The 14,029-nt window shown below is 64.8% G+C and carries 13 protein-coding genes; 5 read left to right on the top strand and 8 right to left on the bottom strand.

Annotation, left to right across the window (positions count from 1 at the left end; translation table 11 throughout):
- Window positions 1-137 precede the first annotated feature (137 nt).
- The 6 genes from SPH52_RS19090 to SPH52_RS19065 form a co-directional block, all read right to left on the bottom strand.
- The gene (locus tag SPH52_RS19090; protein WP_411796648.1) at window positions 138-1,745 is read right to left on the bottom strand and encodes a cytochrome D1 domain-containing protein; all 1,608 of its coding nucleotides are present in this window, start codon (window positions 1,743-1,745) and stop codon (window positions 138-140) included.
- Between the two features lie 282 nt (window positions 1,746-2,027).
- Window positions 2,028-2,792 (bottom strand): Crp/Fnr family transcriptional regulator, encoded by a 765-nt coding sequence (locus SPH52_RS19085; RefSeq protein ID WP_411796647.1) that lies wholly within the window; start codon window positions 2,790-2,792, stop codon window positions 2,028-2,030.
- Window positions 2,789-3,739 (bottom strand): c-type cytochrome biogenesis protein CcmI, encoded by a 951-nt coding sequence (gene ccmI / locus SPH52_RS19080; protein WP_411796646.1) that lies wholly within the window; start codon window positions 3,737-3,739, stop codon window positions 2,789-2,791. Before ccmI ends, SPH52_RS19085 begins: the two co-directional genes overlap by 4 nt.
- Entirely contained in the window at window positions 3,736-4,227 is a 492-nt protein-coding gene (locus SPH52_RS19075; protein WP_411796645.1) for a cytochrome c-type biogenesis protein, read from the bottom strand. Before SPH52_RS19075 ends, ccmI begins: the two co-directional genes overlap by 4 nt.
- Window positions 4,224-4,802, bottom strand: a complete 579-nt coding sequence (locus SPH52_RS19070) for a DsbE family thiol:disulfide interchange protein (protein WP_411796644.1) — start codon at window positions 4,800-4,802, stop codon at window positions 4,224-4,226. Before SPH52_RS19070 ends, SPH52_RS19075 begins: the two co-directional genes overlap by 4 nt.
- The gene (locus tag SPH52_RS19065) at window positions 4,799-6,799 is read right to left on the bottom strand and encodes a heme lyase CcmF/NrfE family subunit (protein ID WP_411796643.1); all 2,001 of its coding nucleotides are present in this window, start codon (window positions 6,797-6,799) and stop codon (window positions 4,799-4,801) included. Before SPH52_RS19065 ends, SPH52_RS19070 begins: the two co-directional genes overlap by 4 nt.
- 368 nt (window positions 6,800-7,167) lie before the next feature.
- On the opposite strand from SPH52_RS19065, the gene SPH52_RS19060 reads away from it, so the two are divergent.
- Window positions 7,168-7,689: a peptidylprolyl isomerase gene (locus SPH52_RS19060; protein WP_411796729.1), complete on the top strand. Its 522-nt coding sequence runs from the start codon at window positions 7,168-7,170 to the stop codon at window positions 7,687-7,689.
- A gap of 93 nt (window positions 7,690-7,782) precedes the next feature.
- Here SPH52_RS19060 and SPH52_RS19055 read toward each other — a convergent pair whose 3' ends face one another.
- Together SPH52_RS19055 and hemE are read right to left on the bottom strand one after the other, a co-directional pair.
- Entirely contained in the window at window positions 7,783-8,103 is a 321-nt protein-coding gene (locus tag SPH52_RS19055; protein ID WP_411796642.1) for a VanZ family protein, read from the bottom strand.
- Window positions 8,104-8,164: 61 nt separating this feature from the next.
- Window positions 8,165-9,247: a uroporphyrinogen decarboxylase gene (gene hemE / locus SPH52_RS19050; protein ID WP_411796641.1), complete on the bottom strand. Its 1,083-nt coding sequence runs from the start codon at window positions 9,245-9,247 to the stop codon at window positions 8,165-8,167.
- A 168-nt stretch (window positions 9,248-9,415) separates the two neighbouring features.
- Between hemE and ribA the strand changes: the two genes are divergently transcribed.
- The 4 genes from ribA (at window position 9,416) to SPH52_RS19030 (ending at window position 13,928) form a co-directional block, all read left to right on the top strand.
- The gene (gene ribA / locus SPH52_RS19045) at window positions 9,416-10,051 is read left to right on the top strand and encodes a GTP cyclohydrolase II (RefSeq protein ID WP_411796640.1); all 636 of its coding nucleotides are present in this window, start codon (window positions 9,416-9,418) and stop codon (window positions 10,049-10,051) included.
- Between the two features lie 40 nt (window positions 10,052-10,091).
- Window positions 10,092-10,757 carry a PAQR family membrane homeostasis protein TrhA gene (gene trhA, locus SPH52_RS19040; RefSeq protein ID WP_411796639.1) on the top strand — a complete coding sequence of 222 codons (666 nt, stop codon included), beginning with the start codon at window positions 10,092-10,094 and terminating at the stop codon, window positions 10,755-10,757.
- 89 nt (window positions 10,758-10,846) lie between these two features.
- Complete coding sequence (locus SPH52_RS19035; RefSeq protein ID WP_411796638.1) at window positions 10,847-12,553, top strand: sensor histidine kinase; 1,707 nt, start codon at window positions 10,847-10,849, stop codon at window positions 12,551-12,553.
- A 28-nt stretch (window positions 12,554-12,581) separates the two neighbouring features.
- Window positions 12,582-13,928, top strand: a complete 1,347-nt coding sequence (locus SPH52_RS19030; RefSeq protein WP_411796637.1) for a sigma-54-dependent transcriptional regulator — start codon at window positions 12,582-12,584, stop codon at window positions 13,926-13,928.
- Window positions 13,929-14,029: the final 101 nt, after the last annotated feature.

Below are 14,029 nucleotides of genomic sequence, written 5' to 3'. Positions count from 1 at the left end.
CATGCCGATCCGCCATGCCGCCCTGTCGTGTTATCTCTGGCCCCTTGCCCAGCCACTCCCGGCATCGGTCGCCCAGGTGTGAAGCGGCTGGAGAAGGAGCCGGGGCACCCATGGGGCGCCCCGGCCTCGGCGCTTGATCAGCCGACGTGCTTCTTGCGGTTGTAGACGTTGAACTTGCCGGTCGGTGTGTTGAGGCCCTCGACCACCGCCTTCACTTCAAGCGTCTTGTCGTCGAAGACCACGATGGCGCCGTCGTTCTGATGGCCATCGCCGCGCGCCCAGATGGAAACCCACACTTCGGTACCGGTCTGGTCGTACTCCATGTGCACGGCCACGGCGTCGTGCTCGACGGGACGATCGGCGACGTGGATCGGGGTCAGCTCGCGGGTCTCCTTGTTCATGACCATGACCCACTGGTTGACGTCGGCCTCGGGATGCATGGCCTGGTCGATCCAGACGTTGTCGGAATCGGGGTGGGTGCGCACGAAGAGTCCAGGGCCGTCGGTCTCGACGCTGTCGCAGATCTGCCAGGCCTGGTCGGGATGGCCTTCGGGATCGTTGCCCCAGAAGGTCATGCGGCCCTCACCCAGGTGGGTGGTGCCGGCCACCGGACCGCACTCGGGATCGATCCAGTTGGCGCCCGGGCCCGGATGAGGCTTGACGCCGGTCTCCAGCATGCTGACCAACTTGCGCGTCTCGGTGTCGATGAACACCATCTTGTCGCTCATGTTGGCTGCGATCTGGAAGTAACGACCAGAGGGGTCGAAGAAGCCGTCGTGCAGGTATTCGGCGGTCTCCATCTGGTCGATGCGCAGGTTGTCGATATCGCTGTAATCGACCTGCCAGACCTGGCCGGACTCCTTGACGTTGACCAGGAAGGTCGGCGCATGCGGAGTGTTGTAGAGCGCGGCGACGCGAGCCTCGTTGCGGAAGTTGCCCTGAGTGTCGTAGCTGCGGGTGGAGACGACCTTCAGCGGCTCCATGGTTTCGGCATCGGCGATCACGAAGTGCGGCGGCCAGTAGGCGCCACCGATGACGTACTTGTCCTTCCACTCGCCGTAGTGGGAGACCGCCACGTCGCGGGCGTCGTAACCAATAAAGACTTCGGCGGTGACCTGCGGCGGGTCCATCCACAGGTCGATCTTGGAGAGACGGCCATCACGGCCCTGGACGTACCAGAAGCGGCCGTCGGAGCTCTCCTTGGCCACGTGCACGGCATAGCCCGTCTCGACCTCGGTGACCAGTTCCTTGGTATCGGCGTCGATGATGCCCATGGCGCCACGGTCACGCAGGATGGTGACCATGAAGTTTTCCCAGTTGCGGTCGTGCTGGGGCTCGGTGGGCAGATCCTCGGGCGCGACGAATACCTGCCAGCGCTCCTTCATGTCGGCCAGCGACATCTCCGGCGGGTCGACCGGGTCGTGCTGGATGTACTGCGAAATCAGCGTGATGTCATCCGCGGAAAGAATACCGTCGAAGTTGTTCATGCCGCCTTCGGTACCCAGCGTGATGATGCTCTCCAGACGACGCTGGCCCAGCTCCTGGGTGGTTGCCGGCAGCAGGTTCGGGCCGGTGGCGCCATTGCGCAGGGTGCCGTGACAGCCGGCACAGCGCTGGAAATAGATAGTGTTGGCGCGCTCCATCTCTTCTGCAGACAGTTCCGGTGCCGCGGCGTGGGCGGTTCCCATGGCGGCCAGCGGGAAGCTGAGGGCGAAGATCCCCTTGGTCAATGCTCTCTTGTACATAACGTGCCTCGCTTGGTTTCCCCTTCGGGTAGTGGCTGGCGGGTGCCCGACATGACCTTTTCTTCTACGCTCAGCGACCATGACTCTCAGCCACCCCCCACCTGGGGCCAGTAGAGCAGCTTTGCCTTTCGTCTCACTTGACCACTGTCAATTGATGCATCCTGGAGTTGACTTAAGTCAGAGGAGGGAAGAATTAAACGTCGACAGACGGTAAAAGGCCCGCTGAGCGGGCCGGGCAAGGATCAAGACAGGGCGAGAAGAGGCGAGAAGGCGCCGACGAATTCAGCGACAGGGGCGCAACGCAGCGCAGCGCGAGGCGTCCGCTGCCACGCTCGGCAGCGGCGCAGGTAGATTCTCCTCTGGCGTGTTGGCAAAGCGTCGCAGGGCGGCGATGTCTTCGATATGCACGCAGTTGCGCTCACAGCTGACGCCGACGTCACGCAGACGGGCCATGGCACGCGAGAAGCTTTCCGGTTTCATGCCCAGCCGGCCGGCGATCAGCAGCTTGTCGCAGGGCAGACAGACGGTGGCCTCGTCGACATCGTCCGGACACAACGAGACGATGAAGGCCGCCAGCCTCTGGTAGGTGGGCTGCAGCGTGAGCTGATCGAGCTGGCGCACCAGCGAGCGCAGCATGCCGGAGAGATTGGCGAGCATATTGAGTGCCAGGCCATGGTTGCGCTCCAGGGTGGTCAGGAAGTGCTCGGCAGGGAACAGCAACAGCCGTGCATCCTCGGCCACCGCCGCATTGACCGGAAACCCCAGCCGATCGAACATCGCCGCTTCGGCAAAGGATTCGCCGCGGGTGAACAGTCCCACCATGCACTCGTTGCCGTCGGGACTCTCGCGGAACAGCTTGACCCAGCCGCCCAGCACTACATAGAAGCGATCCGCCGGCTCGCCCTTGCTGAACAGCAGCGTGCCACGGCGATAGCGGCGCTCCAAGGCACCCTCGGTGAGCAGCGCCAGGGTTTCGTTCTCGAGCCCGGCAAACAGCGGCACCTGGCGCACGGCCTGCAGGGCCTCGGGGCTCAGCGGCGACTTCATGGGGATACCTCCTCGAACTTTCTCGCATCGTTCGGCTGCGCCGTCTGGGCCAGCCGATTCAGGTTGCCGCGTATCACTTCGGCTTCGGGCGACGCCTCCGGCAGCACGGCGAGCAGTCGTTCCCAATAGGCCCGGGCCGCTACCATCTCTTGTTGTTGGAAGGCCAACGAGCCGGCCAACCACAGCCCCTGGATGTGCCGGGAGTCGATGGCCAGGGCGCGTTCTATGAGCCGCTGGGGCTCGCCGACCAGCGTGCCCTGGCGCTCGGCCATGACATCCGCATAGCGGATCAACAGGTCGGGGTCCCGCTCGCCGCCATGGGCCATGGCCTCGCGGAAGGCGCGCTCGGCGGCCTCCAGGTCATCGAGGAACACCAGGGTGCGGCCCAGCAGGATCCAGCTCGCGATATCGTCAGGCGCTTGCGCCAGGCGCCCCTGCAATTGCTGGACGAGGTGCTGGAATTCGCGTTCGAGCGTCGCCTCGGAGGGCGGCGACGCCTGGGTGGCAGGCGTCATCGCCCCCGCCGGTGTCGCGAGAGCGAAGACCTCCTCCGCATGCCCCACCGTCAGGTAGAGCCCCGTCGCCATGAACGGCAGCACGGCCACGCTGATGCCGGCGGCCACCAGTGGCATTCGCCTGCCGCTTTGCTGCTCACGACGCCGCGGCGCCTGATCTTGGTGAGCCGGACCTTCGTCGTGCCCGATGGCACCGCTGTCGAGCAGCTCACGCTCCAGGTCGGCCAGGGCGCTGTCGTGCTGGGCCCGGGTCAGCGTGCCCGCCGCCAGGTCGTGCTCCAGCTCACGGGCCCGGTCGCGGTGCACGGCCAGGTTGATTGCCTGCTGCGACTGTCCTTCGTCGCGGCGAGGAGCTCGCAGCAGCGGGGTGACCACGAAACCCAGGGCCAAGACGCAAAGCCCCATGGCCAGCAGCAGAAACAGTCCGTTCATAGCGGCCCCTTGGCGTTATCGCCTAGATAAACCCGGTCGAGCATGGCGCGCTCATCGGCGGTGAACGCGGGTCGCTGCGTCATGCGACGGCGGCCCACGACGATGCGCCACCACACGATCGCGCCACCGAACAGCAGCAGGAAGGGGCTGGCCCAGAGTAGATAGGTATTGGCCTGCAGCGGCGGCCGGTAACGTACATAGTCGCCGTAGCGCTGGACCATGAACTCGACGATGGCGTTAGCGTCGTGCCCGGCCAGGGTCATGTCGTAGACCCTTCGGCGCATGTCGGCGGCCAGTTCGGCATTGGATTCGTGGATGGTTTCGCTCTGGCACACCGTGCAGCGCAGCTCACGTACCAGGGTGTCGTATTGGCGCTTCTGGGCCTCGCTTGCGAACTCCAGCGGCTGGGCGATGGCCAGCGCCATGGCGAGCCCCGCCGCCAGCCACAGCGGCAGGACAAGCAGGGTGTTGAGCAGGTGTCTTTTCATGAGCTTGCCACCCTCCTCGCTGCGCTTCCGCGCGGCTCATCGCGCAGCTTTTCTGCTCTGAGTCTCTCTATCAGGGGCAGCACCTCATCGAGCAGCAGCTGGCGCGACAGCGGCCCGATGCGCTTGTAGCGGATCACGCCTTCGGCGTCGAGCACGTAGGTTTCCGGGGTGGCATAGACGCCCCAGTCGATACCAGCATCGCCCCTGGGGTCGTAAGCGATGGTGCGGTAGGGGTTGTCGCTGACGCTGAGATAGCGCAGCGCCGCCTCGCGCTCGTCGCGGTAATTGAAGGCGTGGATGGGAATGCCGCCCCGCGCCAACTCCATCAGCAGCGGCTTCTCCGAACGACAGGTGCTGCACCAGGTGGCCCAGACGTTGACCAACGCCACCTCGCCGATGAAATCCTGCTCGGTGACGACGCGCTCGGCATCCTCCAGCGCCTCCAGCATGAAGGGCGGTGCCGGCTTGCCCACCAGCGGCGAGGGCAGGTCGCGGGAGTTCATGCCAAGGCCGATGAACAGCAACCCGAGCAGGGAGACCGCGGCCACCAGCGGTATCAGCATGCGCAGTTTCATTGGCCTGCCACCTCCCGAGGCTGGACACCCACAGCTTCACGCTGCGGGCGGGTGACGCGGTGCCTGGCCAGGCGATAGCGCTTGTCGGCAGCGGCAAGCAGCCCGCCGAGCGCCAGCAGGATGGCGCCGAACCACATCCAGAACATGTAGGGCTTGTAGTAGAGGCGGAAGCTCCAGGCATCCCCCACCAGCCGCTCGCCCAGCGAAACGTAGACGTCGCGAGTCGCGGTGCGGTGCAGCGAGGCCTGGTTCATGGGCATCTGGGCGTGGGTGTCGTAGTAGCGGCGCTGCGGGTGGAGCAGCGCGACCGGGCGCCCGTCACGGGTGACCTCGACTACCGCCTGGTCGGCCTCCCAGTTGGGGCCGCGCACGCCCTCCATGCGCAGCAGGGTGAAGTCGAAACCCGCCGCCGAGGCGGTCTGGCCTGGCTCCATGCGCACGTCGCGCTCGACTTCGTAGGTATTGACCATGGCAATGGCCACCACCACCAGCGCCAACCCTACATGGGCCAGATGCATGCCGATGAAGCTCGGCCGCGTGATCTTGCGCAGTCGCGTAGCGAGCGGCTGACGCGCCGACCCCAGGCGCTTGTGGATATCGAGCAGCGCCGTAAGCACGATCCAGGTCGCCAGCATCAGCGCCAGCGCAGTCATCGGACGCCAAGCGCCAAGAGTGAGCGGCCACAGCCCACCGGCCACCACGCTGACCGCCAGCACCCAGCGCAACTGGCGGAAGGTTTCTGCGGGGTTGGCCTGCTTCCACATTACCGCGGGGCCGAGACCGACCAGCAGCAGCAGGGGCAGCATCAGTGGGGCGAACACCGCGTCGAAGTAAGGAGGTCCCACCGAGATCTTGCCCAGCCCGAAGGCATCCAGCGCCAGCGGATAGAGAGTGCCGATGAAGACCGCGGCGCAGGCCACCGTCAGCAGCACATTGTTGGCCAGCAGCAGCGACTCGCGGGAGTACCAGGCAAAGGCGCCGCCGAGGCCCACCCTGGGGGCACGCCAAGCGTAGACGGTCAGCGAGCCGAGCAGGGTGATGGTGAGCATGCCCAGAATGAACACGCCGCGCTCCGGGTCGGTGGCAAAGGCATGCACCGAAGTGATGACCCCCGAGCGCACGATGAAGGCGCCGAGCACGGTCAGGGCAAAGGTGACGATCGCCAGCATCAGGGTCCAGACCTTGAAGCCGCCACGCTTCTCGGTCACCGCCAGCGAGTGCATCAGCGCCGTGGCGGTGAGCCAGGGCAGGAAGGAGGCATTCTCCACCGGATCCCAGAACCACCAGCCGCCCCAGCCCAGCTCGTAGTAGGCCCACCAGGCGCCCACCGCGATACCCAAGGTCAGGAACACCCAGGTCACCGTGGTCCACGGGCGCGACCAGCGCGCCCAGGCAGCATCCAGCCGGCCGCCGAGTAGCGCAGCCATGGCGAAGGCGAAGATCACCGCCGTTCCCACATAGCCCATGTAGAGCAGCGGCGGGTGCAGAATCATGCCCGGATCCTGCAGTAGCGGGTTCATGCCGCGGCCGTCCATGGGGCCCGGTACGATGCGCGCGAAGGGGTTGGAGGTGAACAGCGTGAAGGCGATGAAACCCACGCCGACCATGCCCAGCACCGCCAGCACCCGGGCCAACATCTCACGGGGCAGCGACTGGCTGAAACAGGCCACGGCGGCTCCCCAGGCCCCGAGGGTGAAGACCCACAGCAGCAGTGAACCCTCGTGGCCGCCCCACACTGCCGTGACCTTGTAGATCAGCGGCTGGCCGAGACTGGAGTGGCTGGCCACGTAGCGCACCGTGAAGTCACTGGCGACGAAGGCCCAGGTCAGCACCGCAAGCGAAAGCGAGAGGAAGACGAACTGGCCGGCAGCCAGGAAGCGCGCGCTGCGCATCAGGCGGGCATCTTTTAGCTGGGCTCCCACCAGCGGCAGCACGCTCTGGGCCAGGGCCAGGCACAGCGCCAGGACAAGGGCAAAGTTTCCGAGTTCCGCCACCATGGGCCGGCACCTCCCGCCATCCCGCAGACGACACCGTCGCCTGCCAGTTACTGAGAACGTTCGTGGCCGAGACGAGCGAAATGGGAAAGGGTCGATGCCGCCTCGGCCGGCATGCAAGGATGGTCCGGCCAACGCAGCAAAAAGACCATACCCGATACTTCTTTTCCCGGGAGGCTTGTGATCCAGGTCAAACTAACGGGCGTGGTGGGATGTCGCGCCCCGAATCGCGCGGCGAAAGCCTGACAGCGAGCGCGTCTGGTCGTAAGCTAGGCACACCGTTTTCATCATCAAACATCATCGCCAAACAATCAGGAGCTCCCGTGCTGAAGCGAACCCTGCTTTCCCTGCTCGTTGCCGCCAGCCTGCCGCTGGCCGCTGCTCATGCCAACGCGGCCGACGTGGTGCTGCACACCAACCATGGCCCCATCGCCATCGAGCTGTTCGAGGAGCAGGCACCCAAGAGCGTCGAGAATTTCCTGGCCTATGTGCAGGAAGGCCACTACGACGGCACCCTGTTCCACCGCGTGATCGACGGCTTCATGATTCAGGGCGGCGGCTTCGACCAGGACTTCCAGCAGAAGACGACCCGCGCACCGATCGCCAACGAAGCCGACAATGGTCTGCGCAACGAACGCGGCACCCTGGCCATGGCACGTACCGGCGACCCGCACTCGGCCACCGCGCAGTTCTTCATCAACGTCAACGACAACGGCTTCCTCAACCACCAGGGCACCCACTCGGGCCAGGCCTGGGGCTATGCGGTGTTCGGCCGTGTGGTCGAGGGCATGGACGTGGTCGATGCCATCAAGCGCGTGCCCACCGGCAGCCGCGGCCCGTTCCAGGACGTTCCGCGCGAGCCCGTGATCATCGAGCGCGCCGAAGTGCAGTGAGCTACTACTGAGCCAATAGCCGTCCAGGCGCAGCGAGGCCCCGCCATCTCTCGATGACGGGGCCTCGTCGTTTGGCTTGTCAGTCCTGCCTGGCTAGGTTCGCAGCATGAAGCGGCGCACACCGGCCAATACCAGCACGGCCGTCGCCGCGCCCAGGCTATTGGCCAGGATATCGTTCCAGTCGCCACCGCTGCGCCCCGGCACGGGGATCTGCAGGTATTCGATGCAGATGCCGTAGAGCACCACCGCAATGAAGGTGCGCACCAGCGGCAGCCCGGCAAGGCCGACCAGACCTGCCAGCCCGGCGTAACCGATGAAGTGGTTGAACTTGTCCCACGGCAGGTTGGTAGGCATCTCGCTGCCCGGAGTCAGGCTACCCACCGCAATAGCCACGGCCCCCAGAATGGCCAACATCGTCCATAGACGGTGTCGCTTTCTATCCTCACCCCAGGCCAGCCGCCGCAGCCAGCCGGCTTCAGGCATTGTGGTACTGGATGGCACGGTGGTAGCGCGGGCTCAGCTCGTGCAGCGCCTCCATGAAGGCGGTGACGTTGTCCGGGCTGGTGAACTGGCTGATGCCGTGGCCCAGGTTGAACACGTGGCCCGGTCCGTGGCCATAGCTGTCCAGAATTCGAGCCACCTCGGCACGGATGGCCGCCGGGCGCGCGAACAGCACGTTGGGGTCGAGGTTGCCCTGCAGCGCCACCTTGTGGCCTACACGGGCACGGGCGTCGGACAGCTCGGTGGTCCAGTCGATGCCCACGGCATCCGGGCCCGCCAGGGCGATGTCCTCGAGCCACTGGCCGCCGTTCTTGGTGAACAGGATCACCGGCACGCGACGCCCATCGTGCTCGCGGATCAAACCGGCGACGATCTGCTCCATGTAGCGCAGCGAGAACTCGAGATAGGCCGGCGTGGTGAGCGTCCCGCCCCAGGTGTCGAAGATCTGCACCGCCTGGGCGCCGGCACGAATCTGTGCGTTCAGGTAGTCGGTCACCGCACTGGCCAACATGTCGAGCAGGTCGTGCATCACGCTGGGCGTATCGTAGAGCATGGTCTTCACGTGACGGAAGTCCTTGCTCGAGCTGCCCTCCACCATGTAGGTGGCCAAGGTCCAGGGGCTGCCGGAGAAGCCGATCAGCGGAACGCGGCCGTTCAGCTCGCGGCGAATCGTCGACACCGCACGCATCACGTAGTCCAGGTCGCGCTCGGCATCGGGCACGCTCAGCGCCGCCACGTCTTCCGCCGTACGCACCGGCTTGCGGAACTTGGGCCCTTCGCCGGTCTCGAAATAGAGCCCCAGCCCCATGGCATCGGGAATGGTGAGAATGTCCGAGAACAGGATGGCGGCATCCAGCGGATAGCGCTCCAACGGCTGCAGCGTCACCTCGCAGGCCAGGTCGTGGTTGCGGCACAGGTCCATGAAGTCGCCGGCCTCGGCGCGAGTGGCGCGATACTCCGGCAGGTAGCGGCCGGCCTGGCGCATCATCCATACCGGAGTGCGGTCCACCGGCTGACGCGAGAGGGCGCGCAGGAAGCGATCGTTCTTGAGATCCATGCAGGCAGTCATCCACAGGAAATGTCGGCCTATTGTAGCGCATCATTTTTCGCGCGGCTTGACCCGGGCCAAGATCGGCGCCACCGCATGATCGTGAGCCACGCCCCCGTTCCTGCTAGAATGCGGGATTCACTTCCGGCATCGCCGTGGTCTTGACCGAGGTACCCCGTGACCATTCGATTCATCGCCGCCTCCCGGCTGCCCACCCCCTGGGCCACCTTCACCATGCACGGCTTCGAGGACGACGCCACCGGCAAGGATCACATCGCCCTGACGCTGGGCGACGTGGCCAGCGGCGAGCCGGTGCTCGGCCGGGTGCACTCGGAGTGCCTGACCGGCGACGCGCTGTTCTCCATGCGCTGCGACTGCGGCTACCAGCTGCAGGAAGCGCTCAAGCGCATTGCCGACGAAGGCCGCGGCGTGCTGCTCTACCTGCGCCAGGAGGGCCGCGGTATCGGCCTGCTCAACAAGATCCGCGCCTATCATTTGCAGGACCAGGGGGCCGACACCGTGGAGGCCAATGAACAGCTCGGCTTCGGCGCCGACATGCGCCGCTACGATCTCTGCGTACCGATGCTGGAGCATCTGGGTATCTCCAGCCTGCGGCTGATGACCAACAACCCACGCAAGGTCGATGCCCTGACCAAGGCCGGCGTCACCATTGCGGAACGAGTCCCCCTGACCACGGGTCTCAATCCACATAACGAGCAGTATCTCTCCACCAAGGCAGGCAAGCTCGGCCACATGATGGCGCTGGGCGACTTCACCCAGGCCAGCGACGTGGATATCGAACGCAAGCCCTGAGCTGACACGGCACCGGGGCGCCCCTGAGGGAAACGACCCCATGCCAGCGACGGAAAGAACGGGCGGCCACCACCTCCTCGAGGAGCTGCTCAACAGCATCAGCCACGGCATCGGCGCGGCGCTGAGCCTGGCCGGCGTGATCGTGCTGCTGGTACTGGCCAGCATGGCCGCCCATGTGGATCCGTGGAAGATCGTCGGCATCAGCCTCTACGGCGTAACCCTGGTGCTGCTCTATACCGCCTCGACCCTTTACCACGGCGTTCGCCACCCACGGCTCAAGCGTGTGCTCCAGCACCTGGATCACTGCGCCATCTACCTGCTGATCGCCGGCACCTACACGCCCTTCCTGCTGGTCAACATGCGCAGCCCCACCGGTTGGACGCTGTTTGCCATCGTTTGGGGCCTGGCGCTGGCCGGCATCGCCTGCAAGCTGGCCTGGCCCCACCGCTTCACCGTACTGCGAGTCGCGATCTACCTGATCATGGGCTGGCTGATCGTGTTCGCCAGCGACGAGCTGAGCGCCAGTCTGCCCACGGCCGGTATCGCCCTGCTCGCTGCCGGCGGCATTACCTATACCCTGGGGGTGATCTTCTTCGCCGTCAGCGTGATCCCCTTCAACCACGCCATCTGGCACCTGTTCGTGCTCGGCGGCAGCACCTGCCACTATTTTGCCGTGTACGCCGCAGTGCTGCCATTCGGGGGATAGCAGGGAAGCCATGCGTGGCTTCCAGAAGTCCCCTCGTTTCGTGTAGAAAAGAGAACGGCTTATGACAACAACAAGAACAAAGGAAATGCATGAAGTTCAGTCTGGTTGGGCGCTACTCCTTCCTGTCGCTAACGCTGATGATCGGCTCAGTGGCGGTTTTGAGTGCGCTTTATGCCACGGTGTCGGACTCAGTGACGGAGCGCCTGGCCGGTGAACGGCTGGAAGCCCAGGTGGCAGGTACGGCCAACCGGCTGACCAATTTCATCGAGAATCGCATCTACCAGCTCGAAACCTTGTCGACCCATCCTTCCATGCCGTTGTATCTGCTTTACAGCGATGCCGTACCAGAAGGTCTGCAAGAGCTGGTCCGTGTGGAAGCCGATGCACCGGATCTCTATGGCATCCTGTTCTTCGACGCCAATGACGCGCTGACCGAGGTCGTACCTGGCCAGGCAGCTTCGGGCGAACCCTACTGGGGACGTGAGAGCTGGTCGATCGACGCCCTGCCCTCCGCCTATCTGGACAAGAGTGAAATCATCGGCCCAAGCCTGACCTCCGGTGTCGGTCCGGGCTGGCTGCTCATCCGTCAACCGCTGAGAGACATTACCGGCCAGAACACCGAGGGTGCTATCGCCCTGCACGTTCGCCTTGCCTCCCTGACCGAGCTGATGCGCATCGAAAACCTGGCAGGCGTACTGCGGCCGTTCTTGCGAACCCCGGCTGGCGACCTGTTGGACCCCACCGGCAATCTCCAACCTGGCGAGCCAGAAGGCCTGAGAAAAGGCCCGGAAGTGCTGCCCGGCTGGCGCATCGATTACCTGGTATCGGCCGGAGACATCCTCAGCCCGCTGCGAAACGTGCAGTTCGGTCTATATGCCTTGGCCGGGGTAATGGCCCTCGGCATAGTGGCACTGTTCTGGGCGCTGGCCCGGAGCCTGCGACGCCGGGTGAGCCGGTTGGTGGCAGGCGCAGAGGCCTTCGCTTCCGGCAACCTGCATTTTCGCCTGCCGGCGCCTCGCAACGACAAGGATGAGATCGATGTCGTGGCCCATGCCTTCAACGCCATGGCGGATCGCCTTCAGGATATGATCGAACGAACGGTCCAGGCGGAAAAGATGGCCGTGCTGGGTGAGTTCGCCACGGGAGTCGCCCACGAAGTCCGCAATCCTCTAGCGACGATCAAGTTGACGGTTCAGGCACTGGAAAAAGGCGAGGCCAACACCCGGCGTCGGGCTCTGCTGGTTTCGGTTGAGGAGGAGATCGATCGTCTCAACCGGGTGGTGGGCGACCTGCTCGATTACGGCCGCCCGGTCGCCGGCGAACCACAGGTGGTTGAAATAGGGCAGATCTTCAGGCATGCCTGCATATTGACTTCGGGCCTGGCCGAGAGCCGGGGGGTGGAAATCCAGGTCAATGGGGATTCACGACTTGCCCTCTATGCCAGTGCGGATCAGGTCATTCAGTGCCTGGTCAATCTTGTGGCCAACGCCATCCAGGCCTGCGAAGCGGGGGGGCAGGTTCACCTGCAGGCGTATCGCACCGGCAGCAACCTGGCGATCGAAATTAGCGATGATGGCTGCGGCATGGATCAGCAAACGTTGGGCAAGGTGGAGGAGCCGTTCTTCACGACCCGCCAAGAAGGCACCGGGCTGGGCTTGAGCATTTCGCGTCAACTGATAGAACTCAATGGTGGCGCGCTAGAAATCCGCAGTCGCCCGGGACAAGGGACGACCGTCACCATGACCCTGCCGGCGCTACAGGCCGAGGGCGACACTCTGCCCAACCGATGCCGATAAGAACAAGAGCCTGCGACGAGGACACGCCATGCACACCCATATCCTGATCGTCGATGATGAAAGGAGCTTCATACGCTCGCTTACCTTCGCCCTGGATGAAGCGGGGTTCGCCACGCGCAGCGCCCACACCGGAGAAGCGGCCCTGGCGGCCTTGGCAGAAGCCCAACCCGACCTGATGCTGCTTGACCTGAGGCTGCCCGGAATGAGCGGCATGGAGGTGTTGGCAGAAACCTCTCGCCAGTATCCGGAACTGCCGGTCGTGATGATCTCTGCCCACGGCGATACCCGGGCTGCCGTGCAGGCGGTCAAGGCCGGCGCGACCGACTATCTGACCAAACCCTTCGCCCTGGATGAATTGCTCCACCTGATTACGACGCTGACCGAACGCAACCAGATGCGGGATGAATTGGCCTATCACCGCAGCCGCGGCGCATCCTCGTCAGGGCTGGTGGGAAGTAGCGAAGCCATGCAGCGGCTGTGGCAGACCATTCAGCGCATTTCCGGCAGCAGCGCCAGCCGGGTACTGCTACTGGGCGAATCCGGCACCGGCAAGGCCATCGTCGCCAGGGCCATCCACGACCAGAGTGCGCGCTGCGACAACGCTTTCGTGGAGATCAACTGCGCTGCTCTGCCGGAACAGCTGATCGAAGCCGAGCTGTTCGGGGCGGAAAAAGGCGCCTATACCGGTGCGCATCAGAAGCGACCCGGCCTGGTGGCGCTGGCCCATGGCGGGACTCTGTTCCTGGACGAGATCGGCGAACTGCCCATGGCCTTGCAGGCCAAGTTCCTGCACTTCCTCGAGAACGGCGATTATCGCCCGGTCGGCGGCGCTTCCAGTTACACCGCCGACGCCCGGGTGATCGCCGCCACCAATCGATCACTGGAGGACGAGGTCCGTGCCGGGCGCTTTCGCGAGGACCTCTTTTACCGTCTCAATGTCATCGAACTGACCCTACCCCCGCTACGCGAACGCGGCGACGACATACACGAACTACTGGACGCCTTCATCGACGCCCAGGCCCGAGAGGAGGGTTGTCGCCCCATTACCATTTCCGAGGAGACCCTGGTACGGCTGGTCGCCTACGGTTGGCCGGGCAACGTGCGAGAACTGCGTAATCTGGTCGAACGCCTAACCATCCTGCATCCAGGCCAGCGTATCCGCCCCGGCCACCTGCCCGCCGAGTTTCATCAAGGCACCTCTGCCTGCGGCCAGGATGGCGATGCCACGCTGGGCGAACGTTTGCATAATACCGAGCGCCAGTTGGTACTCGATGCGCTCAACAAAAGCGGCGGACGCAAGGGACAGGCCGCCGAACAGTTGGGGCTTTCCCGCCACGCCTTCAAGCGCCGCCTGCAGCGGCTTGGGCTTGCCTAGCCGGCACATGCCGTCGGAGCGGATACCGCTCCCTTTCTCCTGACGATGAGCGCTTACCGCTCATTTCCCGTGCCGCAGGTTGAGGAAATGGCCGCCAGGGC

Origin of the sequence: Halomonas sp. A29 (genome assembly GCF_046723295.1) — a bacterium.
Taxonomy (GTDB): Bacteria; Pseudomonadota; Gammaproteobacteria; order Pseudomonadales; family Halomonadaceae; genus Halomonas.
The sequence above is the reverse complement of the archived record's forward strand: the minus strand, read 5'-3'. Positions and strand labels throughout refer to the sequence as shown.

Coding starts and splice junctions, on each gene's coding strand:
- SPH52_RS19070 (WP_411796644.1), bottom strand. CDS start 4,802: ATGAAACTGCGCATGCTGATACCGCTGGTGGCCGCGGTCTCCCTGCTC.
- SPH52_RS19075 (WP_411796645.1), bottom strand. CDS start 4,227: ATGAAAAGACACCTGCTCAACACCCTGCTTGTCCTGCCGCTGTGGCTG.
- SPH52_RS19090 (WP_411796648.1), bottom strand. CDS start 1,745: ATGTACAAGAGAGCATTGACCAAGGGGATCTTCGCCCTCAGCTTCCCG.
- ccmI (WP_411796646.1), bottom strand. CDS start 3,739: ATGAACGGACTGTTTCTGCTGCTGGCCATGGGGCTTTGCGTCTTGGCC.
- SPH52_RS19085 (WP_411796647.1), bottom strand. CDS start 2,792: ATGAAGTCGCCGCTGAGCCCCGAGGCCCTGCAGGCCGTGCGCCAGGTG.
- trhA (WP_411796639.1), top strand. CDS start 10,092: ATGCCAGCGACGGAAAGAACGGGCGGCCACCACCTCCTCGAGGAGCTG.
- SPH52_RS19055 (WP_411796642.1), bottom strand. CDS start 8,103: ATGTTGGCCATTCTGGGGGCCGTGGCTATTGCGGTGGGTAGCCTGACT.
- SPH52_RS19065 (WP_411796643.1), bottom strand. CDS start 6,799: ATGGTGGCGGAACTCGGAAACTTTGCCCTTGTCCTGGCGCTGTGCCTG.
- SPH52_RS19030 (WP_411796637.1), top strand. CDS start 12,582: ATGCACACCCATATCCTGATCGTCGATGATGAAAGGAGCTTCATACGC.
- hemE (WP_411796641.1), bottom strand. CDS start 9,247: ATGGATCTCAAGAACGATCGCTTCCTGCGCGCCCTCTCGCGTCAGCCG.
- SPH52_RS19035 (WP_411796638.1), top strand. CDS start 10,847: ATGAAGTTCAGTCTGGTTGGGCGCTACTCCTTCCTGTCGCTAACGCTG.